Source organism: Mycobacterium sp. IDUB_37 (assembly GCF_055419245.1).
This window is the reverse complement of sequence record NZ_JBVAXG010000007.1, coordinates 109491-132077: the sequence shown is the minus strand read 5'-3', so window position 1 is coordinate 132077 and position 22587 is coordinate 109491. Positions and strand designations below refer to the sequence as shown.

The window sequence follows — 22587 nt, the reverse complement described above, 5'->3', positions numbered from 1 at the left end:
CCTAGCGCGGGGTCACCAGGGCGAAAACCTGCCTGGCGACCTTCAGCATCCAGCTGGTCACCGTGGGTCCGTGATCGTGCGGCCAGTTCAATTGAAAGCTGACCACCCACGGTTGTCCGGCCTTGTCGACGGCATACCAGCTGAAGGTCAGGTCTCCCGGCAGACCGCCGGCCTTTGCGCCGATGTAGGGCCATTGGGCGTGATCCAGCTGAATGCCCGCGACGGCGGACAGAATCTGCCGGACCGGCGCTGCCGCGCCGACGGCGTCGGCTTGCAGCGTCGCATGCACCCGACAGATGTCGTCGGCGTTGCCGTACCACTCCGCACCGAATTTCGAAGCCGGGGTGTGAGCGCGGAATGGGTCAGGGTGATATTCGGTGGAATTGGCCTGAGCCAACAGTTGGCCGCGTAGTTGCGGGTTGGCTCCCTTCCACTGTTCGCGCCGATCAGGCAGGCCCCAGCCGATGGAGAACAGCTCGTACATAGTCGGGAAAGGCGTCATGCTCGCCGGATCGTGGTGGCCGGCGGTGGCCAGGGCCTCCTCGATGGCGTGCGTTCCCAATCGGCCGATCAGCAGGTCAGTGGCCATGTTGTCGCTGGTGGCGATCATCTTCTCGGCGGCGGTACGGACCGAAACGTGGTCGCCGGGAGCCAATTCCAGGCCGGACGAGCCGACGGCTTTACTCTTGGCGGTCACCGTCAACTGGTCATCCCAGGACGCCGTGCCGCGCTTGACCGCTGTCGCGACCGCGTGCAGTACGTACAACTTGAAAATCGATGCCAGCGGCAAGGGTTCGCTGGTGTTGGTGCCCGCTACCCGGTTGCACTGGCCGTCGTCGACCTTGGAAACCTGATAGGAGTACCGAGCTCCGGTCTTGCTCAATACGGCGTCGACGTCGGACCAGGTGTCGATGGGCGGTGGAGGCTGGGTATCCACATCGAACCTGTCGACCTCGCCCAAGTTGTTGGTGTGGATGCGGACGTCCTGCCGCGATCCGTACGACGAGGTGAGCTGCAGGGTCGCCACATTGGCTCCGATGTACGAGCCGTCCAAGGTGAACGGGCGGTCCCACCACAAACTCTCCATCGTGGTTTCGACCGTCTCGACCTTGTCTGCCGCGGCCAGGGTGCGTACTCCGACCGGACCGATCGGCCAGTCGGAGTTGATCATGTCCAGGGTCTGCTGGGCCCGCAGCCCGGGAGGTGTCGAAGTGTCGAGGCGGTGCCCGGCGTTCGCCGCATTCGCCGATGGGGTGGGTGAAGAGGTGCACCCAGGTGTCAGCGTCACCACCATTGCGGCGGTGACGCTCAGCGCCAACGTCCGGGTCAAGGCTCGACGAGGCGGCGCGCCCGGGCTACTCAGCCTTGGTGTTCCCGGCAACGTCGAGCACGACTTCGAATTCGAGGAGCGAAGCGCCCGTAGCGACGGGATTGGCGCGCTGTCCAGCGTGGGCTGCGATGGCGGGCCCACTCGCCCAAGCCTGGAACGCTTCATCGGACTCCCAGTGTGTCACCACGAAATAGCGGTCTTCGCCCTTCACCGGCCGCAATAGCTGAAAGCCGAGAAAGCCGGGCGAATTCTCCACCGCATGAGCGCGATGCGCGAACCGCTTCTCCAGCTCCGGGCCAGCGTCCGCGGGCACCTCAATTGCGTTGATTTTCACCACTGGCATGCCGCAAGGTTACCTCGCCGTTATAAAGCCCGGTACAGGCCGGGTTGGGCGCGGCAAGATGAATAGATGCCCGCAGACCTGTTGACGTATCGCGGCGGACAGGGCAGGCCGTTGGTACTCGTGCACGGCCTGATGGGCCGTGGGAGCACCTGGCCGCGCCAGCTGCCCTGGCTTACCGGACTCGGCGCGGTGTACACCTACGACGCGCCATGGCACCGCGGTCGGGATGTCGACGATCCGCACCCGATCAGCACCGAGCGGTTCGTCGCCGATCTCGGTGACGCGGTCGGTTCGTTGGAAGCGCCGGTCACCCTGGTCGGGCATTCGATGGGCGGCCTGCATTCCTGGTGTCTGGCCGCGGACCGTCCGGAGTTGGTCACCGCATTGGTGGTCGAGGACATGGCCCCGGATTTCGTCGGACGGACCACCGGACCGTGGGAGCCATGGCTGCACGCGCTTCCAGTCGAATTCCCCTCCGCCGAGCGAGTATTCGCCGAGTTCGGTCCGGTGGCAGGACAATACTTCCTCGAAGCGTTCGACCGCACCGCCACCGGTTGGCGGTTGCACGGCCACACTTCGCGATGGATTGAGATCGCCGCGGAGTGGGGCACCCGCGACTACTGGTCGCAGTGGCAAGGGGTTCGTGCGCCGACGCTGCTCATCGAGGCCGGGAATTCGGTTACGCCGCCGGGACAGATGCGGGCGATGGCGGAAAAGAACGTTCCGACAACCTATTTGAATGTTCCCGGGGCCGGGCACTTGATTCACGACGATGCGCCCGAGGAATACCGGAGAGCCGTCGAGTCGCTAGTGGCGGCGACTCAGACTTGAAGCGCCAGTCGCGATCGCAAGCGCGGCGTAGCCGGGCGCAGCGGGCCGCGACCATCGGGCTAGTTTTCGCCCGCCAACGCGAAGCGACCGTCGGCGGTCTGGGTCACCAAGCCGTCGTCGAGCAGTGAGAAGAGGGCCCGGTCCCGCTGGGCGGTGTCGGTCAGCCACGCCACATCGAGCTGAGCTCGGGTGACTGGAGAGTCGTTGTCGCGCAACACATCTAGCAACCTTCCGCGAACCTGGCGGTCGGTTCCGGCGTAGGTCTGAGTGCGGCGGGCCGGTCCGGTCGCGGGGGGAAATCCGGCGTGACGCCAGGCGCAGGTGCCAAGCGGGCACAGCCCGCAACGTGGGGTCCGGGCCGTGCAGACGGTCGCCCCCAACTCCATCAATGCCACCGAAAATACCGGCGCACGTTCGTCATTGGGCAACAGCGCAGACACATCGGCATGGTCGCGGGTGGCCGACGGCGAACCCGCATCGGCGCGGCCGTGGACGGCGCGGGCGACCACCCGGCGAACGTTGGTGTCCACCACCGGCACCCGCTGCCGGTAGGCGAAACAGGCGATGGCTCGCGCGGTGTAGCTACCGACTCCGGGCAGGCCGAGCAGTACTTCGACGTCGTCGGGCACGATGTCGCCGTGGTCGCGCGCGATCACCGTGGCGCACTCATGTAGGCGTTTGGCCCGCCTCGGGTATCCCAGCTTGCCCCAGGCGCGCAACACGTCGGCGGCGCTGGCGGCCGCAGTTGCCGACGGGGTGGGCCACCGTCGCACCCACTCGGTCCAGATCGGCAGCACCCGGGCCACCGGTGTTTGCTGCAGCATGAACTCGCTGACCAGGATCTGCCAGGCGCTGACACCCGGTTCGCGCCAGGGCAGGTCACGTTTCGATCGGTCGTACCAATCTAGAAGTTCATATGAAGAGACGGGTGACCGACTAGTCATGTGCGGCCGTATCAAAGCAGAATGAGTGCCATGCCCAACAGCAACCCGATATCCGCATGGAAAGCACTCAAAGAGGGTAACGAGCGATTCGTAGCCGGACAGCCAGCGCACCCCAGCCAGAGCGTGGCGCACCGCGCCAGTTTGGCGGGCGGCCAGAAGCCGACCGCGATCATCTTCGGGTGTGCGGACAGTCGCGTGGCCGCCGAGCTCATTTTCGACCAGGGACTCGGTGACGTGTTCGTCGTGCGTACGGCCGGGCAGGCCATCGACTCGGCGGTGCTGGGTTCCATCGAATACGCGGTGACCGTCCTGGACGTCCCGCTGATCGTGGTCCTGGGCCACAACAGTTGCGGCGCCGTCAAAGCGACCATCAGCGCAATCGACGACGGCGCCATTCCGGGCGGTTTCGTGCGGGACGTGGTCGAACGCGTCGTTCCCTCCATCCTGGCGGGCCGTCGCGAGGGCCTGACCCGGGTCGACGAGTTCGAGGACCGGCACGTCAGCGAAACGGTGGCACAGCTGGTGTCGCGTTCGTCGGCCATCGCGGAGCGGGTGGATGCTGGAACCTTGGCGCTGGCCGGCGTCACCTATCAGCTCGCCCAGGGTAAGGCGAATCTGGTCGACCACATCGGCGACATAGGCGAATAGGCCGGCAGGCGAATAGGGCAGTAGGCGGTAGTGGGCGACGCGCGCTCGCCCACTACACGCGGATTGCCCAGCAAACTCGGCGACACGCCGGGGCGGGTCAAGCGAGTATGCGTGACCTGGCCCTACGGTGGGAATGTGCTGGATCTGGAACCGCGTGGCCCGCTACCAACCGAGATTTATTGGCGGCGCAGGGGACTAGCCCTCGGTGTCGCGGTCGTCGCGATCGGGATCGTCGTCGCCATCATCATCGCTTTCGTCAGCAGTAACGCCGGAGCCAAGCCCGCCGACAAGGCCACCTCCGCCCAGGGGCACCCGGGCTCGAACGCACCTCAAGCTCCCCAGACGCCCCAACCTGCCGGGCAAACCGAAGCGCCACTGCCCGGAGCTCCGATTGCGGGCAACCCGGAGTCGCCCACGCCGACCGCAGCGGTGCAGCCTCCGCCGGTGCTCAAGGACGGCGACGACTGCCCGGACTCCACCTTGGCCGTCAAGGGTCTGACCAATTCGCCCCAGTACTACATCGGAGACCAGCCGAAATTCAGCATGGTGGTGACCAACATCGGACTGGTCTCCTGCAAGCGTGATGTCGGTGCAGCGGTGCTGGCCGCCTACGTGTACTCGCTGGACAACAAGCGGCTGTGGTCCAACCTGGACTGCGCGCCATCCAACGAGACTCTGGTCAAGACATTCACCCCGGGCGAGCAGGTGACCACAGCAGTGACCTGGACCGGAATGGGTTCGGCGCCGCACTGCCCGCTGCCGCGACCGGCAATCGGTCCCGGCACCTACAACCTGGTGGTCCAGCTGGGGAATCTGCGTTCGCAGTCGGTTCCGTTCGTGCTGAACCAGCCGCCGCAGCCGCCCGGCCCGGTACCGGCGCCGGGTCCGGCGTTGGCGCCGCCGCCGGAGGCTCCGCCCGCTCAGGGCGGCTAGAGTCGCCGGTCGCGACCGGTTACGACCCTCGGGCCGCCGGTCAGTGGTCGGTGAGGGTCGATTCAGCTAGTTGGGAAAGCCCCTCGCGCACGTGGCGGGCCCACATCGCGCCGATCCCCTCGACAGACTGCAGATCGTTGGCGCTGGCCGCCAATAGGCCCTGCAGCGTCCCGAATGCGCGCACCAGCAGGTCGACGTGAGCGAACTGCAGCCGGGGGATGCCGTCCATCGCGCGGTAACCGTGCGGGCTCAGCGCCGAATCCTGGGCTTCGGCCGTGGTCGGATATCCGAATACCTTAGCCAGCGAAGTGAAATCGAGCAGTTCGGTGTCTGAGAGGGATTCCAGCTCAGCGAGCGTGGTCGCGATCTGTTCGTCGGATGGTGGCTCCGGGTTGGCGTGGTAGTCGCGCACGATCAAATCCCGAGCACTGTCGTTGCCGCCCAGCAATTCCTCGAGTTGGAGCCGTAGCTGGCGCCCGTCGGTGCCGAGTTCGACGGCGTCATAGTCGATTGCCGAACCGATGCGACGGACCAGTTCGAGCCGCTGCACCACCGTCAACACGTCCCGAAGCGTGACGAAGTCTTCGATCTCTGCCCTGGAGAGCTGCCGGGTGACCTCGTCAAGCCTGGTTTTGTACCGCTCCAGCGTGGCGATGGCTTGATTGGCTCGCGACAAGATGGTGGCGGAGTCGGTCAGCACGTGGCGCTCGCCCCCGACGTAAACGGTCACGATGTTCATCGAGTGGCTGACCGAAATAACCGGATAGCCGGTCTGGATGGCGGACCGCTCCGCGGAGCGATGGCGGGTGCCCGACTCGTCTGTCGGTATCGATGGATCGGGTACCAACTGCACGTTCGCCCGCAAGATGCGGCTGCCGTCGGTGGACAACACCACCGCGCCGTCCATCTTCGACAACTCACGCAACCGGGTCGGCGCGTAACGGACGTCGAGCGAGAAACCACCGTCACAGATGGCCTCGACGTTCTCGTCGTGACCGAGCACTATCAGCGCGCCGGTGCGGCCGCGCAGGATGCGCTCCAGACCGTCGCGCAGGCCAGTTCCTGGGGCCAGGCGGGCGACAGCCTCGCGCAGCGTCTGACGACTCACAGCGTGCATTCTGCTACGGCTGACCGCGCGACGGGAATGCATTAGGAATCGTCCAGGGGATGAAATTGCAGCGGGGCGGCGCTGCGGTGGTCGGCGATGTCGACCATGTGCTCCAGCGCCTGGCCGATGGTGTGCGCGCTGAGGGCCCGCATACCGCTTGGAATCGCGGTACAACCCGGTGGGATCAGCGCGATCGTGAACCCCTGCCGGGCGGCTTCGGCCAATCGCCGCTCCATGCCGTGCACCCTGCGCAGGTCGCCGGCCAACCCGACCTCGCCGATCATCACCGCGGTGTTGGGCAGCGGCAGGTCCTTGTACGCCGAGGCCAGCGCGATCGCGACGGCCAGATCCGACGATGGATCGGTCAACCGCATACCGCCCACGGTGGACAGGTAGATCTCGTTGATGCCCAGCTTCAGTTCAGAGTGCTTTTCCAGCACGGCGGTGATCATCGCCGCCCGGGCGTGGTCGATACCGCTGACCGCCCGTCGCGGTGAGCCCCCGTTCGGGGTGGCCAGCAAGGCCTGGACTTCGCCGATCATCGGCCGCTTGCCGTCCAGGGTCACCGTGATCGCGGTGCCGGGGACCGGCGTAGGGCGTTGATCGAGGAACAGATGCGAAGGATCGGCCACTCCCTGGATTCCGCCGTCGTCCATCAAGAAACATCCGACTTCGTCCGCTGCGCCGAACCGGTTCTTGATTCCGCGGACCATCCGGAGCGCGCCATTGCGGTCGCCCTCAAAGTGCAGCACGACATCGACGAGGTGCTCGAGAGAGCGAGGTCCGGCTATCGCACCGTCCTTGGTGACGTGCCCGACCAGAATCATCGCGACACCGTTGGCCTTGGCGGAGGCCGTCAACGCGGCCGTCACGGCGCGCACCTGGGTGACCCCGCCCGCGACGCCGTCAGCCTCGCTGGTGGACATGGTCTGCACCGAGTCGATGATGACCAGCGCCGGTTGCGTCGTCTCGATGTGGTCGAGCACCGTGTGCAGGTCGGATTCGGCGGCCAGGTAGACATCGTCCCCGTTGCAGCCGATTCGGTCGGCGCGCAACCGGACCTGCCCGGCGGATTCCTCGCCGGATATGTATAGGGCGCGCCGCCCCTGCTGTGCCCAGCAGTGCGCCACCTCGAGCAGCAGGGTGGACTTGCCCACGCCCGGATCACCGGCCAGCAGAATCACCGAACCGGGCACCACGCCGCCGCCTAGTACGCGGTCGAGTTCGCCAACTCCGGTCGACCGATGCCGGCTCTTATTGGGCTCGACGGAACTGATTGGCACTGCCCGCGACGACCCCGACGGGGCGGCCCGCTTTCCGGCGCCCACCGCGGCGAGGACGGCTACCTCTTCGACGGTGCCCCAATTGCCGCAGTCCAGGCAGCGACCCACCCACTTGGCGCTGACGTGGCGGCATTCCGTGCATCGATACTGCGAACGAGCATTGGCCACCACCAGACCGTATCCGGATGAGGTGACAATCCCCGGACGGAACGCCGGTAGCCGACGAACACTGCTAGGAGTGGTTGGGCCCCTGCTCGTGCGGTTGCGCCAGGCCCGCGGAAATCGGGACGTCCACGGTGCCCTCGCCGGCCTTCTCGAACTTGAAGGTGAAGTTGTAGGTGAGCCCGTTGGAGATCGGCTTGGTCAGGTTGATCGTCGCCTTGGCGGCCGCATTGCCCTGCCCCGGACCGGGCGCCGCAGCCTGGCCGTCGGGCGTGCCGAGGAACAGCGACCCACTCGCCGGAACCTTCCCGTCGCCGGAGAGCGTCACGGTGCCGATGTCGCTGGTGATGCCGGTCAGCCGGTCGTTGACGTCAGGAGAGTTGTTGGCCGCTACCAGCACCAGGTCGACCGTGTGACCGGGCTGCAGAAAGTCGCCGGTCTGGGCGGCCTGGATGCGGATGTCGCGCAGCGCCATGGTCTTGATCGTGATCCTGCTGCCGTTGACGGCCGGCTCCTGGGCCGCGGTCTGCGAAATCTGACCGGTTCCGCATCCGCTGAGCGCGGCCGCGGCCAATCCGATGACCGCCAGCCAGACGGTCAGCTTGGCAAGACGGAAGGGCAGGCGGATGTTCAAGCGGTTCACTCACTGCCTCCTGCTGGGGCCCGGGGGGTCACTCGATGCGCACAGCGCAATTCAACTATGCACAGTAGTAGCAAGGTACCGCCGGCGGTAGCGGCGGTACACATGGCGTTGGCTACCGATGCTTCCCGGCCAATCCCGGATGAAAATCGGGATGCCCGGCCCGCTAGTCTGGTAGGCGCTTTCGGGCCCGTGCCCAAGGGGTCGGACGCACTAAATGTGAAGACCCCCCGCATGTCTGGGCCTGCCTGTCAACCCCCAAACTGGGCGTGGCGTGCTCCTGACCTGCAACGTTGATCCCCACGCGTAGGGCCCGCGTGTTAGACTGAAGTATCGAAAGGGGCTCGAATCAGATGATCTTCAAGGTCGGCGACACCGTTGTCTATCCACATCACGGTGCTGCGTTAGTCGAGGCGATTGAAACCCGCACCATAAAAGGGGAGCAAAAAGAGTATCTCGTCTTGAAAGTTGCGCAGGGCGACCTGACGGTTCGAGTGCCCGCTGACAACGCCGAGTACGTCGGTGTCCGCGATGTCGTTGGCCAAGAAGGCCTCGACAAGGTGTTCCAGGTTCTGCGCGCGCCGCACACTGAAGAGCCCACCAACTGGTCGCGTCGTTACAAGGCCAACCTTGAGAAGCTCGCCTCCGGTGACGTGAACAAGGTCGCCGAAGTAGTGCGTGACCTGTGGCGTCGTGACCAGGAACGCGGTCTGTCGGCGGGCGAGAAGCGGATGCTGGCGAAGGCTCGCCAGATTCTGGTCGGTGAATTGGCTCTGGCCGAGAGCACCGATGAGGCCAAAGCGGACATCATTCTGGACGAGGTTCTGGCCGCCGCTTCCTGAATAACCCGAGGCTCGTAAGTGGGCACGGGTAACAGAAACGTCGTAGCGATAGTCCCAGCCGCTGGGTTGGGTCAACGTCTGGCTGCCGGCATTCCCAAAGCGTTCTACCAACTCGAAGGACGCTCGCTCGTGGAGCGGGCGGTCGAGGGGCTGCGGGCGTCCGGCGTTGTTGACACTGTCGTTGTCGCGGTACCGCCAGATCGCACCGATGAGGCAAAGCTGATCCTCGGCCACATCGCCACCATCGTGGCCGGTGGATCGGACCGCACGGAATCTGTGGGTCTGGCGTTGTCGTCGGTCGCCGATTCTCCGGGCGCCCAAGGGTCGCCGGATTTCGTGCTGGTGCACGACGCTGCCCGCGCTCTGACGCCGCCATCCTTGATCGTGCGCGTGGTGGAGGCGTTGCGGGCCGGGCACGGCGCGGTGGTACCGGCACTGCCGCTCTCGGACACCATCAAAGCCGTCGATGCTAATGGGGTAGTGCTGGGCACGCCGGAACGGGCGGGCCTGCGGGCGGTGCAGACGCCGCAGGGCTTCGCGACCGACGTGCTGGTACGTGCTTACCGTGGGCGGCATGGGGTCGGGGCATTCACCGACGACGCATCCCTGGTCGAGCAGATCGGCGGTCAGGTGCAGGTGGTCGACGGCGACCCGCTGGCCTTCAAGATCACCACTCAACTGGATCTCCTGCTGGCCAAAGCTATAGTTCGCCAGTGATCGAGATGCCGCGCGTCGGCCAGGGCATAGACGTGCACCCGATCGAGCCGGGGCGGCCGTGCTGGCTGGTCGGGCTGCTTTTTCCGAGCGCTGACGGTTGCGCCGGGCACTCCGATGGCGACGTCGCGGCGCACGCGTTGTGCGATGCCGTGCTTTCCGCGGCCGGTCTGGGCGATATCGGCGAAGTGTTCGGAGTCGACGATCCGCGCTGGGAAAACGTCAGCGGCGCGAAGATGCTCCGCCATGTGGTCGAACTGCTCACCGAAAACGGGTTTCGCGTGGGCAACGCGGCCGTTCAGGTGATCGGCAACCGGCCGAAGATCGGTTGGCGCCGTTATGAGGCCCAGGCGGTCCTCTCCCGCCTGCTGAACGCGCCGGTATCGGTTGCGGCCACCACCACCGACGGGCTAGGTCTGACCGGACGAGGCGAGGGCCTGGCCGCTATCGCGACGGCACTGGTAATTCCACTGAGATAGCCCGCGGGGGCGCTCGTGCCAAGCGGCTTCAGGCTTAGGCAGTAAGCTGGCACGTCGTGACCGAGACTGGCCGTTTGCGGCTCCATGACACGGCGACGGGCGCCGTGCGTGATTTCGTACCGTTGCGGCCCGGGCATGCCTCCATTTACCTCTGCGGCGCCACCGTGCAGGGTCAGCCACACATCGGGCATGTGCGCAGTGGAGTGGCCTTCGACATCCTGCGCCGCTGGCTGACCGCTCGCGGCTACGACGTGGCGTTCATCCGCAACGTCACCGACATCGAAGACAAGATCCTGGCCAAGGCGGGCGCAGCAGGCCGGCCGTGGTGGGAATGGGCCTTCACCCACGAGCGCGCATTCACCGCGGCCTACGACGCGCTTGATGTGCTGCCGCCGTCTGCCGAACCGCGGGCAACCGGGTTCATCACTCAGATGGTCGAATTAATTGACCGGCTGATCGAAACCGGGCACGCCTACGCGGCCAACGGCGATGTCTATTTCGACGTGCTCAGCTACCCGGAGTACGGACAGCTGTCCGGGCATAAGGTCGATGACGTACACCAAGGCGAGGGCGTTGCTACCGGCAAGCGCGACCAGCGCGACTTCACCCTTTGGAAGGGCGAAAAGCCCGGTGAGCCGTCGTGGCCGACGCCGTGGGGCCGCGGGCGCCCGGGCTGGCATCTGGAATGCTCGGCGATGGCCCGCACCTACCTCGGCCCGGAATTTGATATCCATTGCGGCGGAATGGATCTGGTCTTCCCGCACCATGAGAACGAGATCGCGCAGAGCCGCGCGGCCGGCGACGGGTTCGCGCGCTACTGGCTGCACAACGGCTGGGTCACGATGGGCGGCGAGAAGATGAGCAAGTCGCTGGGCAATGTCCTGGCGATCCCGGCGATGCTGCAGCGGGTGCGTCCGGCCGAACTGCGGTATTACCTGGGCAGCGCGCACTACCGGTCGATGCTGGAGTTCTCCGAGATTGCCCTGCAGGACGCGGTGAAAGCCTATGTGGGCGTTGAGGAATTCCTGCACCGCGTGCGCAGCCGGGTGGGTGCCATCGGTCCGGGGCAGTGGACACCGCGCTTTGCTGCGGCGCTCGATGACGACTTGGCAGTTCCGATCGCGCTGGCTGAGATCCACCAGACTCGCGCCGACGGTAACCGCGCCCTCGACGCCGGTGACCATGAGGGTGCCTTGCAGAGTGCCGGCGCCATCCGGGCGATGATGGGCATCCTGGGTTGCGACCCGTTGGACGAGCGCTGGGAGACCCGCGACGAGACGTCGGCCGCGTTGGCTGCCGTCGACGTATTGGTGCAGGCCGAACTGCAGAATCGGGAAAAGGCTCGCGTGCAACGTAATTGGGCAATGGCCGACGAAATTCGAGACAGACTCAAGCAGGCCGGTATCGAGGTCACAGATACCGCCGACGGCCCGCAGTGGACATTGGGTGGTGACGGCAAGTAGATGGCCGGTAACTCTCAACGTAAAGGTGCGATCCGCAAAGCCGGCTCCAAGAAGGGGCCCACCGTCGGCTCGGGCGGGCAGCGTCGCCGCGGGCTGGAAGGCCGCGGTGCCACACCGCCCGCGCACATGCGTCCCCACCATCCGGCGGCCAAGCGGGCCAGCAAGCCGCAGCAGCGGCCCGCGCGGAAGCCAACCGACGAAGCCGAAACCGTGCTCGGACGCAACCCGGTGGTGGAATGCCTTCGTGCCGGCGTTCCGGCGACTGCGCTGTACGTGGCACTCGGCGTCGAGGCAGACGAGCGGGTGACCGAATCCGTGGCCCGGGCGGCCGACTCCGGCATCTCCATTCTCGAGGTGCCGCGCAGCGATCTGGACCGGATGACGGCCAACCACCTGCATCAAGGCATCGCATTACAGGTTCCGCCGTACGCCTATGCCCATCCCGACGATATGGTCGCCTCCGCGTTGGCGTCCCCGCCCGCGCTGTTGGTTGCGTTGGACAACATCTCCGACCCGCGCAATCTGGGTGCCATCGTGCGGTCGGTGGCCGCATTCGGCGGTCACGGTGTGCTGATCCCGCAGCGGCGTTCTGCTTCGGTGACCGCTGTCGCGTGGCGGACCAGCGCCGGAGCGGCGGCCCGGCTACGGGTGGCCCGGGCCACCAATCTCAATAGGACACTGAAGGATTGGGCCGATCGAGGCTTACGGGTGGTCGGATTGGACGCCGGGGGAGACACCACGGTGGACGATATCGACGGCACTGACCCGTTGGTGGTGGTGGTCGGCTCAGAGGGCAAGGGGCTGTCCCGGTTGGTGCGGCAGAACTGCGACCAGGTGGTGTCGATCCCGATGGCCGGCAAGACCGAATCATTGAACGCATCGGTGGCGGCGGGCGTGGTGCTCGCCGAAATCGCGCGTCAGCGCAGAAGTTAGTGGGCGGGCGCCACTTCGCCGCTGCGCTGTTTGTCGCATCCATCGTCATGTCGCCGACGGTGTCGGCGGTGCCGCCCGGCTTCGATGTGCAGGCGCACGCCGGGGGCCGCGGTGAGACCACCGGGGAATCGTTGCGCGCCTTCGCCAAAGCGATCGAAATCGGCGTCACCACACTTGAATTGGACATCAACATCACCGAGGACGGCCATCCGCTGGTATGGCACGACCCGTTGATCAAAGCTGAACAATGCGCTGACACCGGGCCTGCGTACCCGGGCGACCCGGCCTATCCGTACGTGGGCAAGCTGGTGCACGACCTCACCCTGGCCCAGATCCACACCCTGGACTGCGGTAAGCCGTACCCAGAATTCCCGGCCGCGGAAGTGCTGCGAGGCAACAGGATTGCGACGCTACCGGAAGTATTCGCGCTCGCCGGTGACGTCCGGTACAACATTGAGACCAAGGTGGAGGCGGATCATCCGGGGGCGTCCGCGCAACCGCAGGAATTCGTCGACGTGGTGCTGGCCGCAGTGCGGGCCGCGGACAAGGTGGACCGCGTCGAGATCCAGAGCTTCGACTGGCGCACCCTGCCATTGGTGCATCAGGCCGAGCCGTCAATTCCGTTGGTGGCGTTGTGGGACGAGCAGACCTGGGTGCCGGGTTCGCCGTGGGTGGCAGGCATTGACGTGCGTGCCGTCGGTGACCCGATGATCGGCGCGATGATGGTGGGCGCCGGGATTCTTTCGCCGTACTACCGACTCGTCGACGCGGCATTCGTCGACCGGGCACATGCGTTGGGGCTAAAGGTGATTCCGTGGACCGTCGACGATGTTGAAGCGATGCGCCAGCAGATCGCCGCCGGAGTCGACGGCATCATCACGAACTATCCGACCAGGCTGATCGGCGTGCTGGGCTGATTAGGTGCCCAGTACTCGCACACTGGCCCACAACGCCAGCACTGCCATCACCAGAGCAGTAGGCACGGTGCACAACCCGAGCAGGGTGTATTCGCCGACGCCGGTCTCCACTTTGTGGTGGTGCAGCACGCGCCGCCACAGCAGGTTCGACAGCGAACCGGCGTAGGTCAGGTTGGGTCCGATGTTGACGCCGATAAGCACGGCCAGCACCGCCGCCGGACCGCTGGCCGCAACCAGCGGCACCAGTACCAAAGTCGCGGGCAGGTTGTTGACGACGTTAGCCAGTACGGCGGCCACGGCAGCGATACCGAGTAGCGCCGGCAGGCTGGAACCGGCCGGCAGCACCGCCGACATCCGGGCCGACATCCCGTTGAGTGTTACCGCCTGAACGACGATGCCCAGCGCCAGTACGAACACCAGGAAAGGCAGATTGGCCGAGCGAACTATCTCTGCCACCGACGTGTGGCCATGCCGGAGGCTGCGCACCCCCAACACTGTGGCGCCGGCCAGCGCTGCCCATGCCGGGGCCACGTCAAGAGATTCTGCGACGACGAACCCGGCGAGCGTCAGCGCCACCACCACCAGAACGAACACCGGCGGCCGCGGCGGCGGTCCAACTTCGGCAGGGTCCGGTTGGACGCGCAGATCCCGGGCGAAGAACAAGCGGAAGACCAGATAGACGGTGGCGATCGCGGCCAACCAGGGCAGGGTCATCAGCAGCGTGAACTTAGTGAAGGAGATGTTGGCGCCGCGATAGACGAGCAGGTTCGTCAGATTGGACACCGGAAGCAGCAGCGAGGCCGCATTGGCCAGGTGAGCGGTGGCATACGCATACGGGGGCAACGGAGTTCGCAGCTGCCGGACGGTTGCCAGCACCACCGGGGTCAGCAACACCACGGTGGCGTCGAGGCTGAGTACCGCGGTGATGACGGCCGCGATGACGAACACCTGTCGCAGCAGGCCGCTTGACCCTGCGGTCGCGCGCGCCATAGCTGCGCCGGCGGCTTCGAAGAGACCTTCGGCATCGCAGAGGTTGGCCAACACCAGAACCGCGCCCAGGAATGCGACGACGCGAGCCAGCCCGGAGGTTTGCGCCGCGGCCTGGTGTGGGGATATGGCGCCGATCCCGATCAGAATGGCGGCTGCCGGTACGGCCGCCACCGCCTCCGGCCATCCTCGGGGCCGGACCACCGCAAACCCGAGGACGACAACAAGCAGCAGCAGACCGAGGATCAGGGCCAAGGCGACGGCAGGGTCATCGGCGGCTTGGCTCCTTCTGGGACGTGGGGACAACCGAAATCATCGATCAGGTGACGTGGTACGTGACCGCTTCACCGGCCCCCAGGAAGCAATCTCACCGCATGCTACCGACAGGCTTGCGAAGACTTCCCCGTCGCAGCCGAGTTCCACCCCCACGCCGGCACTTGACAGCCGATTCACAGATTTCAAATGTCACTTCGGGTGAATAGCTATCCACCATGGAGACAAGCACCGTTGCTGCACCTCCGCGACGAACAGCGCATGCGCTTGACTTGCTGGCCTTCTCGTTAGCGGATGTTAGGGACGGTCTGGGTCCGTACCTGTCTATCTACCTATTGCTGACACACCATTGGGACCAGGCTTCGATCGGGTTCGTGATGGCCGTCGGCGGCATCGCCGGGGTTGTCGCGCAGACACCGGTAGGCGCGCTGGTCGACAAGACGACCGCAAAAAGGGCGTTGGTGATCGTTGCTGCCGTGGCGGTCGCAGTAACCGCGTTGGCGATGCCGCTGCTGCCTGGCTTCTATTCGATCTCGTTGCTGCAGGCGGTGAACGGCATTGCCGGCTCCATCTTCAGCCCCGCGATAGCCGCAATGACGCTCGGCATCGTCGGGCCGCGGCTGTTTTCCAAGCGGATCGGACGCAACGAGTCGTTCAGGCATGCCGGCACTGCCGCGACGGCCGCCGCAGCAGGTGGACTCGCCTACTTCTTCGGACCCGTCGTCGTGTTCTGGCTGTTGGCTGCCATGGGGATAGTCAGTGTCGTTGCAACGCTGAGGGTCCCGCGCGACGCTATCGACAATGACTTGGCGCGTGGGATGGATGGGGAAACCGAATCCGGGCACCCGCAGCCGTCGGGATTCGCTGTGCTGCTGCGTAACCGGCGATTGATGATCTTCGCCTTGGCGATGTTCATATTCCACTTCGCCAACGCAGCTTTACTGCCACTGGTCGGCCAGAAGCTTGCGCTGCACAACAAAGAGGTCGGTACGGCGCTCGTGTCGGCCTGTATCGTCGCCGCGCAGGTCGTCATGGTGCCGGTCGCCTATGTCGTCGGCGCGAAGGCAGATCAATGGGGCCGAAAGCCGATCTTCTTGATTGCGTTCGCTGTCTTGACCATTCGCGCTTTCCTCTACCCGATATGGGACAACTCCTACTGGCTGGTCGGTGTGCAGTTGCTCGACGGTGTCGGCGCCGGCATATTTGGTGCGCTATTTCCCCTCGTCGTCCAGGATGTGACGCACGGGACGGGCCGATTCAACGTGAGCCTCGGGGCGGCAACCACCGTGTGGGGGATCGGCGCCTCGTTGTCGAACTTCATCGCCGGCTGGCTGGTGGTCGCAGTCGGCTACAGTGCGGCGTTCATGGCACTGGGCGTGGTCGCCGGCACCGGATTCGTCCTCTATCTGCTGGCGATGCCGGAAACGGTCGCGCCGGCTAAGCCCAGGGATCCTCGCGCCGCCACACGGTAGGCATGTGCATCTCGACGCCGTCCTGTGCCGCCAACTCGTCGAGGATACGGATGGACACGTCTAGGTCGTCACCCGCATATGGCGTGGCCCGCAACGGTTCTGACAGCGGGCTGAAGAAGTCGTCCCAGTGCACGAGAACTACGCGGCGCGCCCCCACTGTCCGTACAGTCTCGGTCCAGTAGTCGACCAGGTATGACCTCGGCTGCAATCCGAGTTGGCCGACGCCGAGGTAGACGACCTCGGCGCGGTAGCCGGCCAGTGCGCCCCCGACGAAACCGGCACTGCCTTGAATCAACACCCGTCGCCCCGATGGCCGGTGATGAACAAACGTCGACCACGCTTCTCCGCAGCGGTAGGCCGACGCCTTCACCGGCGGAACCACCGGTGTGCTGATCTTTCCGGGGAACCGGTCCGGTGGGCAATGATGTGACTCCACCAGAGTTACTTCAAAGGCGCCCAGCGTAATTGGCTCGCCAGAGACCGCGACGACGAGACGATCTTCGGGCAGCCCGTAACCCCGCCCCACGTTGGCCGCCGACTCGCCACCGACCAGCTGGGCTCCGGTCCGATCGGCGACCAGTGCGGAGTCCAGGGCGTGGTCGATATGGGTGTGCACCGGGATGACGGCAGCAAGCCGGGACACCTTGGCGCGCGCAAGACACCCGTCAACGCGGGCCTGCGACGGTGCGACCTTGCCGGCGACCACCTGGGTCAGGCTGGGGCGGGAGAAATAGCCATCGGTCATCAGCGCCGAGGATCCGTCGTCGAGGAGCAGGGTCGAGACGCCCATCCACATCGCGGTCAGCGGCGAATCATCTTGTGCTTCGGGAACATCGAACCGTTCCGAATAACGTCCGATATCGGGACGACCGAGCTTCAGGCGCATCAGCAGAACGCTCCAATCTCGACACCGGCGGCGGCGAGTTCAGCACGCACGGCGACGGCGATTTCCACCGCTCCCGGTGAATCACCATGCACACAAACCGATTCCGCGGTCACCGCGACCGAAGTCCCGTCGACCGCAGTGACTTCACCGTGGGTGACCATGTTCAATACCCGCCGAGCAATGTCGGCCGGGTCGTGCAGCACTGCATCGGGTTCGCGACGGGAGACCAAGCTGCCGTCGGGCCGGTAGGCGCGGTCCGCGAACACCTCGGCGACGGTGTGCAGACCAACCCGGGTGGCTTCGTCGAAAAACATCGAACCCGCCATGCCCAGCACCGGCAGCGTGGGGTCCACTCGTTGTACCGCTTCGGCGACGGCGGCGGCCTGCTCTCGATGAGTGACGATCGTGTTGTAAAGCGCGCCATGGGGTTTGACGTAACAGACTGTCGAACCGACGGACTTGGCCAGCGCCTGCAGCGCGCCGATCTGATACACCACGTCGGCAAGCAGGTCTTCGGCGGCGACGTCGATGAAGCGCCGGCCGAATCCGGCGAGATCTCGGTAGCTCACCTGCGCTCCGATTCGCACGCCGCGCTCGGCGGCCGACCGGCAGACCCGCAGCAGCCCGGCCGGGTCGCCGGCGTGGAAGCCGCACGCCACATTGGCGCTGGTGACGATCCCGAGCATGGCGTCGTCGTCACCGAGTTGCCAGACGCCGAATCCTTCGCCCAGGTCGGCGTTGAGATCGATACGGGCCACCCGGCCAAGCTTAGGCCGGGCGATTGCGCCCGAACGCGGGCCTACAGCTTGCTGACCTTGACCGCGATCATGCCTGCGATATCGGTTGCCGAGGCGCCGGTTTGGTTGTACGCGCACGTCACGACGTCGATGGCCACGTTGTTGCGGACGGTGAGGGCGCGCTGACAGGTCCACCCGTCCCCAGCCTCCTGAACCTGCGAGCTGGTCAGCGTGCCGTCGTTATCGGTCACGTCGCCGACAGTCCAGATGGTGTCGGGCTGGCCCGAGTTGACGTCGTTGAATCGCCGGTTGGAGCAGGATTTCCAGCTCCGGACCGAAGAGTTGAAGAAATTATTCGAGTCCTTGGCGTTCGGGAACGCCACGACCGCCTGAATTGCGTAGTGCTTGCGCTTCTTGGAATCGTCGACGCTGTCGTCGAGACGTTGACCGCGCATCGACGTCCATCCGGTGCCGGCGTAGACCTTGTCTTGCGCGGCACCATCCACGGCCAGGCAGCCCGTGTCGGTCACGTTCTTGCTCCAGTCCCACATCGCCTTGGCGTTGAACCAGATCTTCATAGATGTCGCGTCCAGCGCGGTGTTGATCTGGCTCGAGTCGAGCAGTAGACCGTCCAGCGCAGTGACGGGTATCGGCGTCTGATTCGCCAGACCGGCCTTCTCGCCGGCCACGGCCTTGCCGTCGACGACATCGGTGCAGCCGGCGACCATTATGCTCCCACCGGCCAGCACGGCCAGCGCAGCGAAACGCAAGCGCACTTTCCCTCCCCAATCTCGCGGCTTTCGTTCGCGAGCGTTCTACCAGCTTAAATGCTGGCTAGCGGCGCCGTCCGAGCAACCAACAAATCAGGTAGATGAGGAAGGAGATAGTGGCGACAAATACCGAAACCGGAACTCCGGGTGCCAGCGAGAGCACGATCCCCCCGACCGCGGCCACCTCGGCGAAGACCACGGACGTCGCGATTGCCGCGGCCGGTGCGGTGACCACCCGGGCGGCCGCGGCGGCCGGGGTGATCAGCAGCGACATCACCAGTAGTGCCCCGACGATCTGGACGGCTTGGGCCGCGACCACTCCGACCAGCGCGGCGAACACGATGCCCAACGCCCGCACCGGCACGCCGCGAGCGGCCGCGACCACCGGATCGACCGTCGCGAACAGCAACGGCCGATAGCAAGTCACCAGCACGGACACAACGAGCACGCAGACAACCGCGAGCATGGCCAGCCCCGAGTAACCCACCCCGACGATCTGCCCGGTCAACAGCGCGAAGCTGGTTCCGCTTCGGCCGGGGTAGAGGTGGATGAACAGCACCGCCAGGCCCAGCCCGAACGCCAGCACCACCCCGATCACCGAGTCTCGCTCCCGCGCCCGCTGACCGAGGATGCCGAACAAGGCTGCCGCCAACGCGCTGCCGATCAGTGCGCCCAGGCCCACGTGAAATCCGACCAGCAACGCGAATGCCGCACCGGTCAAAGACAATTCGCTGGATCCGTGCACTGCGAACGACATCTGTCGCATCACGATGAACGGCCCGATCAGCCCGGCCACCAGCCCGAGCAACGCCGCCGCGATCAGTGCTTGTTGGACGAAGTCATGCCGGAGCAGATGGGCGGTGAGGTCGAACGAGAACAGGTGCTGCAGCATCTCGGTGAGTCGCTCGTTCATCCGGTCGCACCATCTGGGCGGTCCTGTTGGAGGCGACCCGCTGCGCCCGGCTCCGCCGCGCTTGCGATCGCCTCGCCAACAACGAAGTACCGGTCTTTCACTTTGACCACCTCGATGTCGGCCCGATAGAGCTCCGACAGCGTCGCGGTGGTCATCACCTGTTCCGGGTCGCCGATCCGAAACCGCCCGTCCACCAGGTAGAGCACCCGGTCGACGTAAGGCAGGATCGGATTGACCTCGTGCGTCACGACGATGACCGTGGTCCCGGCGTCGCGCCGGCGACGGTTGATCAAGGTGGCGACCAGTTTCGCGTTGGCCGGGTCCAGTGTCAGCAGCGGCTCATCGCACAGCAACAGCGTCGGGTCGCTGGCCAGCGCTTGGGCGATGCGCACCCGCTGTAGCTCGCCGCCGGACATCAGACCGACCCGGACGTCGGCCAAGTGTTCGGCGTTGACCTGTTGCAGCGCCACCCGCACTGCCTCGCGTCGATGAGTGCGCTGCGACGCACGCAACGGCAGCGCGCCCCAGCGGTGTCCGTCGACGCCCAGCGCGACCAGGTCGCGCCCGCGCAGCATCACCTCCCGGTCGATCGGATGATGTTGCGGCACATAGCCTATCGGCCTGCTGACCCGGGATGACCCGGCGCTGAGCGGCAGCTGCCCGAGTAACACCTTGAGCAGTGACGTCTTGCCGGTGCCGTTGGGCCCCAGCACCGCGATGAACTCACCGGGGGATACCGACAGGTTGAGGTGATCCCAGAGCACCCGATCGCCGAATGTCAGCCGCGCGCCGGTCAGCGCCACCGTGGGTTGGTTCACGAGGCGGTACTCAGCGGCCCGACCGCAACGCGGCCGTCAGCGCATTGACGGTGGTCCGCTGCCAGGTCAGGTAGTCGGAGCCGTTGGGCAGGGTTTCGGACACTTCGGTCACCGGCACTCCGGCGCGGCGAGCGGCTTGCTGCAGGTCGACGGTCGCGGCGGTGGCGGTCTGCGGGTTTATCAGCACCGCCGAGACCTCGCGATGGTCGATCAGGTCCAAGACCGACGTCATGTCGGCCGGGGCGGGGTCGTCGTCGTTTTCATTGGCCTCGGAAAAGGCAGTCGGGGTGCGATTGATCAGACCCGACGCCGTCAGCAGGTAGTGCACGACGGGCTCGGTAGCGATGACGCCCGCCGCCGGATAAGTGGTGGCGATGGCGCGTTCGGAATTGGCGATCGTGTCGGCGCCGCGGCCGAATTCGGCTGCGTTGGCGCGGAAGTCGGCCGAGTTGGCCGGATCGATGACCGCGAGCCGTTCGGCGATCGCGACGGCTACGGCCTTGGCGACGCCCAGGTTGTAGAAGACATGCTCGTCGGGCGTTTCGCTGACCGGCCCCAGAAAGGCGTACGCGTCGACCGCCTGGATGCCGGGATGGCCGGACAGCACGCGTTGTACCCATGGGTCGTAGCCGCCACCGTTATAGACCACCAGGTCGGCGTCGGCCAGCGCGGCCGCATCGGCGGGAGTGGCCTGATAGGAGTGCGGATCGGCGTCTGCGCCGGTCAGGATCGACTTGACGGCGATGTGGTTGCCGGCGACCGCGCGCGCGACGCTTCCCCAAACGTCTGTGGAGGCAACCACGGCGACCGCGCCAGGGTGCTCGGGGCCGTTGCTGCTGCAGCCCGTCAGCGCGGCGCAGCAGAGCAGGCAGGCAGCGGCGATCCGCAACCAGGTGGGCCTGACTCGTAGCACCATTCGGTCCTTTCGCACTCCTGCAACTGGCCGAGCGGCCAACGCTCAATAGTAATGAAAATCGTTTCCATTAGAAAGTTGAGTGGTGGCTCGCTGCGGCATCCACGTGGGGATCGCTGTAGCCTCACCGAACGTGAGTCCCACACCGCGCAGGCGGGCGACTCTGGCGTCGTTGGCGGCCGAGCTCAAGGTGTCGCGCACCACGATCTCGAATGCCTTCAACCGGCCGGATCAGTTGTCCCCAGAACTCCGTGAGCGGGTGCTCGCCACGGCCAAGCGGCTGGGCTACGCGGGACCCGACCCGGTGGCGCGATCGCTGCGGACCCGCAAGGCAGGCGCCGTCGGTCTGGTGATGACCGAAGCACTGACATATTCCTTCAGCGACCCGGCAGCACGGGATTTCGTGGCCGGCGTGGCGCAGTCATGCGAGGAAATGGGGCAGGGCCTGCTGCTGGTGGCGGTAGGCCCCAGTCGGAGCATCGAGGACGGCACCGCGTCCGTGCTGGGCGCCGGCGTCGACGGGTTCGTGGTGTATTCGGTCCGCGACGACGATCCCTACCTGCAGGTGGTTTTGCAGCGCCGGGTGCCGGTGGTGGTCGTCGACCAGCCGGTGGGTCTGTCGGTGGCGTCCCGGGTGGGCATCGACGACCGGTCGGCAATGCGCGAACTCGCTGATTACGTGCTGGGACTGGGGCACCGCGAAATCGGCCTGCTGACAATGCGCCTCGGTCGCGACCGGCGCCATGGTCTGGTGGATCCCGGGCGGCTGAAGTCGCCGACCTTCGACGTGCAGCGCGAACGCATCATCGGGGTCTGGGAGGCGATGGCGGCAGCGGGTGTCAACCCCGAATCGTTAACCGTGGTGGAGAGTTACGAGCACCTGCCGACATCGGGTGGCGACGCCGCCAGGGTGGCTCTCGAGGCCAATCCGCGGATCACCGCGCTGATGTGCACCGCAGACATTCTGGCCCTGTCGGCCATGGATTACCTTCGCGCACACGGTATTTACGTGCCCGGACAGATGACGGTCACCGGATTCGACGGCGTCGAGGACGCAATCAGCCGAGGGCTGACCACCGTGGCACAGCCCAGCCTGGAGAAGGGCCGTCGCGCCGGCGAGTTGGTGCTCAAGCCGCCGCGTTCTGGTCTGCCGGTGGTGGAACTCCTTGGCACCGAACTGATCCGGGGACGGACGTCGGGTCCGCCCGCTTAGCCAATGGCGGCGACCCGCTGCGCCCGGCTGCGCCG

Annotated in this window: 24 protein-coding genes; 11 read left to right on the top strand and 13 right to left on the bottom strand. The window is 65.9% G+C overall.

What is annotated here, in order from left to right; genetic code table 11:
* Position 1 precedes the first annotated feature (1 nt).
* The gene (locus tag ACZY1I_RS22585; protein ID WP_463757928.1) at positions 2-1294 is read right to left on the bottom strand and encodes a serine hydrolase; all 1293 of its coding nucleotides are present in this window, start codon (positions 1292-1294) and stop codon (positions 2-4) included.
* Positions 1295-1355: 61 nt separating this feature from the next.
* Positions 1356-1673, bottom strand: a complete 318-nt coding sequence (gene mhuD, locus ACZY1I_RS22580) for a mycobilin-forming heme oxygenase MhuD (protein WP_463757434.1) — start codon at positions 1671-1673, stop codon at positions 1356-1358.
* A 66-nt stretch (positions 1674-1739) separates the two neighbouring features.
* Between mhuD and ACZY1I_RS22575 the strand changes: the two genes are divergently transcribed.
* Positions 1740-2504 carry an alpha/beta fold hydrolase gene (locus ACZY1I_RS22575; protein WP_463757432.1) on the top strand — a complete coding sequence of 255 codons (765 nt, stop codon included), beginning with the start codon at positions 1740-1742 and terminating at the stop codon, positions 2502-2504.
* 59 nt (positions 2505-2563) lie between these two features.
* On the opposite strand, the gene ACZY1I_RS22570 is transcribed toward ACZY1I_RS22575, so the two are convergent.
* Positions 2564-3448, bottom strand: a complete 885-nt coding sequence (locus ACZY1I_RS22570; RefSeq protein ID WP_463757429.1) for an HhH-GPD family protein — start codon at positions 3446-3448, stop codon at positions 2564-2566.
* A 30-nt stretch (positions 3449-3478) separates the two neighbouring features.
* On the opposite strand from ACZY1I_RS22570, the gene ACZY1I_RS22565 reads away from it, so the two are divergent.
* Entirely contained in the window at positions 3479-4096 is a 618-nt protein-coding gene (locus tag ACZY1I_RS22565; RefSeq protein WP_463757427.1) for a carbonic anhydrase, read from the top strand.
* Between the two features lie 135 nt (positions 4097-4231).
* Complete coding sequence (locus tag ACZY1I_RS22560; protein ID WP_463757925.1) at positions 4232-5029, top strand: hypothetical protein; 798 nt, start codon at positions 4232-4234, stop codon at positions 5027-5029.
* Between the two features lie 40 nt (positions 5030-5069).
* On the opposite strand, the gene disA is transcribed toward ACZY1I_RS22560, so the two are convergent.
* From disA to ACZY1I_RS22545, 3 genes are all read right to left on the bottom strand, one after another.
* The gene (gene disA / locus ACZY1I_RS22555) at positions 5070-6146 is read right to left on the bottom strand and encodes a DNA integrity scanning diadenylate cyclase DisA (protein ID WP_463757425.1); all 1077 of its coding nucleotides are present in this window, start codon (positions 6144-6146) and stop codon (positions 5070-5072) included.
* A 32-nt stretch (positions 6147-6178) separates the two neighbouring features.
* Positions 6179-7588, bottom strand: a complete 1410-nt coding sequence (gene radA / locus ACZY1I_RS22550; RefSeq protein ID WP_463757423.1) for a DNA repair protein RadA — start codon at positions 7586-7588, stop codon at positions 6179-6181.
* 64 nt (positions 7589-7652) lie between these two features.
* Positions 7653-8225: a copper chaperone PCu(A)C domain-containing protein gene (locus ACZY1I_RS22545; protein WP_463757421.1), complete on the bottom strand. Its 573-nt coding sequence runs from the start codon at positions 8223-8225 to the stop codon at positions 7653-7655.
* A 350-nt stretch (positions 8226-8575) separates the two neighbouring features.
* Between ACZY1I_RS22545 and carD the strand changes: the two genes are divergently transcribed.
* The 6 genes from carD to ACZY1I_RS22515 are packed head-to-tail and all read left to right on the top strand — an operon-like array spanning position 8576 to position 13570.
* The gene (gene carD, locus ACZY1I_RS22540) at positions 8576-9064 is read left to right on the top strand and encodes an RNA polymerase-binding transcription factor CarD (protein ID WP_463757419.1); all 489 of its coding nucleotides are present in this window, start codon (positions 8576-8578) and stop codon (positions 9062-9064) included.
* An 18-nt stretch (positions 9065-9082) separates the two neighbouring features.
* Entirely contained in the window at positions 9083-9781 is a 699-nt protein-coding gene (gene ispD, locus ACZY1I_RS22535; protein WP_463757416.1) for a 2-C-methyl-D-erythritol 4-phosphate cytidylyltransferase, read from the top strand.
* The gene (gene ispF, locus ACZY1I_RS22530; protein WP_463757412.1) at positions 9778-10257 is read left to right on the top strand and encodes a 2-C-methyl-D-erythritol 2,4-cyclodiphosphate synthase; all 480 of its coding nucleotides are present in this window, start codon (positions 9778-9780) and stop codon (positions 10255-10257) included. The genes ispD and ispF overlap by 4 nt, the downstream gene beginning before the upstream one ends.
* 56 nt (positions 10258-10313) lie before the next feature.
* The gene (cysS, locus tag ACZY1I_RS22525; protein ID WP_463757409.1) at positions 10314-11720 is read left to right on the top strand and encodes a cysteine--tRNA ligase; all 1407 of its coding nucleotides are present in this window, start codon (positions 10314-10316) and stop codon (positions 11718-11720) included.
* Positions 11721-12653, top strand: a complete 933-nt coding sequence (gene rlmB / locus ACZY1I_RS22520) for a 23S rRNA (guanosine(2251)-2'-O)-methyltransferase RlmB (RefSeq protein WP_463757407.1) — start codon at positions 11721-11723, stop codon at positions 12651-12653.
* Positions 12654-12700: 47 nt separating this feature from the next.
* Positions 12701-13570, top strand: a complete 870-nt coding sequence (locus tag ACZY1I_RS22515; protein ID WP_463757922.1) for a glycerophosphodiester phosphodiesterase — start codon at positions 12701-12703, stop codon at positions 13568-13570.
* On the opposite strand, the gene ACZY1I_RS22510 is transcribed toward ACZY1I_RS22515, so the two are convergent.
* The gene (locus ACZY1I_RS22510; protein ID WP_463757920.1) at positions 13571-14812 is read right to left on the bottom strand and encodes an SLC13 family permease; all 1242 of its coding nucleotides are present in this window, start codon (positions 14810-14812) and stop codon (positions 13571-13573) included.
* A gap of 236 nt (positions 14813-15048) precedes the next feature.
* On the opposite strand from ACZY1I_RS22510, the gene ACZY1I_RS22505 reads away from it, so the two are divergent.
* The gene (locus ACZY1I_RS22505) at positions 15049-16302 is read left to right on the top strand and encodes an MFS transporter (protein ID WP_463757404.1); all 1254 of its coding nucleotides are present in this window, start codon (positions 15049-15051) and stop codon (positions 16300-16302) included.
* Here the strand turns inward: ACZY1I_RS22505 and ACZY1I_RS22500 are convergent.
* The 6 genes from ACZY1I_RS22500 to ACZY1I_RS22475 form a co-directional block, all read right to left on the bottom strand.
* Complete coding sequence (locus ACZY1I_RS22500) at positions 16268-17188, bottom strand: MBL fold metallo-hydrolase (protein WP_463757401.1); 921 nt, start codon at positions 17186-17188, stop codon at positions 16268-16270. The two genes, ACZY1I_RS22505 and ACZY1I_RS22500, sit on opposite strands and share 35 nt — an antisense overlap.
* Positions 17188-17946, bottom strand: coding sequence for a LamB/YcsF family protein (locus ACZY1I_RS22495; protein WP_463757398.1), 759 nt, complete (start codon positions 17944-17946; stop codon positions 17188-17190). Before ACZY1I_RS22495 ends, ACZY1I_RS22500 begins: the two co-directional genes overlap by 1 nt.
* A gap of 41 nt (positions 17947-17987) precedes the next feature.
* Positions 17988-18653, bottom strand: a complete 666-nt coding sequence (locus ACZY1I_RS22490; RefSeq protein WP_463757916.1) for a sensor domain-containing protein — start codon at positions 18651-18653, stop codon at positions 17988-17990.
* Between the two features lie 106 nt (positions 18654-18759).
* Positions 18760-19608: a metal ABC transporter permease gene (locus ACZY1I_RS22485; RefSeq protein ID WP_463757395.1), complete on the bottom strand. Its 849-nt coding sequence runs from the start codon at positions 19606-19608 to the stop codon at positions 18760-18762.
* Positions 19605-20426: a metal ABC transporter ATP-binding protein gene (locus tag ACZY1I_RS22480; protein WP_463757392.1), complete on the bottom strand. Its 822-nt coding sequence runs from the start codon at positions 20424-20426 to the stop codon at positions 19605-19607. The genes ACZY1I_RS22485 and ACZY1I_RS22480 overlap by 4 nt, the downstream gene beginning before the upstream one ends.
* Positions 20427-20436: 10 nt before the next feature.
* Positions 20437-21342 (bottom strand): metal ABC transporter solute-binding protein, Zn/Mn family, encoded by a 906-nt coding sequence (locus ACZY1I_RS22475; RefSeq protein ID WP_463757389.1) that lies wholly within the window; start codon positions 21340-21342, stop codon positions 20437-20439.
* Positions 21343-21472: 130 nt separating this feature from the next.
* Here ACZY1I_RS22475 and ACZY1I_RS22470 point away from each other — a divergent pair, with 130 nt between their 5' ends.
* Positions 21473-22552: a LacI family DNA-binding transcriptional regulator gene (locus ACZY1I_RS22470; protein ID WP_463757386.1), complete on the top strand. Its 1080-nt coding sequence runs from the start codon at positions 21473-21475 to the stop codon at positions 22550-22552.
* Positions 22553-22587: the final 35 nt, after the last annotated feature.

Bases quoted from the DNA above. Each gene is read 5' to 3' on its own strand.
- ACZY1I_RS22575 (WP_463757432.1), top strand. From the start codon at position 1,740: ATGCCCGCAGACCTGTTGACGTATCGCGGCGGACAGGGCAGGCCGTTG.
- carD (WP_463757419.1), top strand. From the start codon at position 8,576: ATGATCTTCAAGGTCGGCGACACCGTTGTCTATCCACATCACGGTGCT.
- mhuD (WP_463757434.1), bottom strand. From the start codon at position 1,673: ATGCCAGTGGTGAAAATCAACGCAATTGAGGTGCCCGCGGACGCTGGC.
- ACZY1I_RS22505 (WP_463757404.1), top strand. From the start codon at position 15,049: ATGGAGACAAGCACCGTTGCTGCACCTCCGCGACGAACAGCGCATGCG.
- ACZY1I_RS22515 (WP_463757922.1), top strand. From the start codon at position 12,701: ATGTCGCCGACGGTGTCGGCGGTGCCGCCCGGCTTCGATGTGCAGGCG.
- ACZY1I_RS22500 (WP_463757401.1), bottom strand. From the start codon at position 17,188: ATGCGCCTGAAGCTCGGTCGTCCCGATATCGGACGTTATTCGGAACGG.
- ACZY1I_RS22565 (WP_463757427.1), top strand. From the start codon at position 3,479: ATGCCCAACAGCAACCCGATATCCGCATGGAAAGCACTCAAAGAGGGT.
- ACZY1I_RS22475 (WP_463757389.1), bottom strand. From the start codon at position 21,342: ATGGTGCTACGAGTCAGGCCCACCTGGTTGCGGATCGCCGCTGCCTGC.
- rlmB (WP_463757407.1), top strand. From the start codon at position 11,721: ATGGCCGGTAACTCTCAACGTAAAGGTGCGATCCGCAAAGCCGGCTCC.
- ACZY1I_RS22490 (WP_463757916.1), bottom strand. From the start codon at position 18,653: ATGGTCGCCGGCTGCACCGATGTCGTCGACGGCAAGGCCGTGGCCGGC.
- ACZY1I_RS22585 (WP_463757928.1), bottom strand. From the start codon at position 1,294: ATGGTGGTGACGCTGACACCTGGGTGCACCTCTTCACCCACCCCATCG.
- ACZY1I_RS22570 (WP_463757429.1), bottom strand. From the start codon at position 3,448: ATGACTAGTCGGTCACCCGTCTCTTCATATGAACTTCTAGATTGGTAC.
- ACZY1I_RS22485 (WP_463757395.1), bottom strand. From the start codon at position 19,608: ATGAACGAGCGACTCACCGAGATGCTGCAGCACCTGTTCTCGTTCGAC.
- disA (WP_463757425.1), bottom strand. From the start codon at position 6,146: ATGCACGCTGTGAGTCGTCAGACGCTGCGCGAGGCTGTCGCCCGCCTG.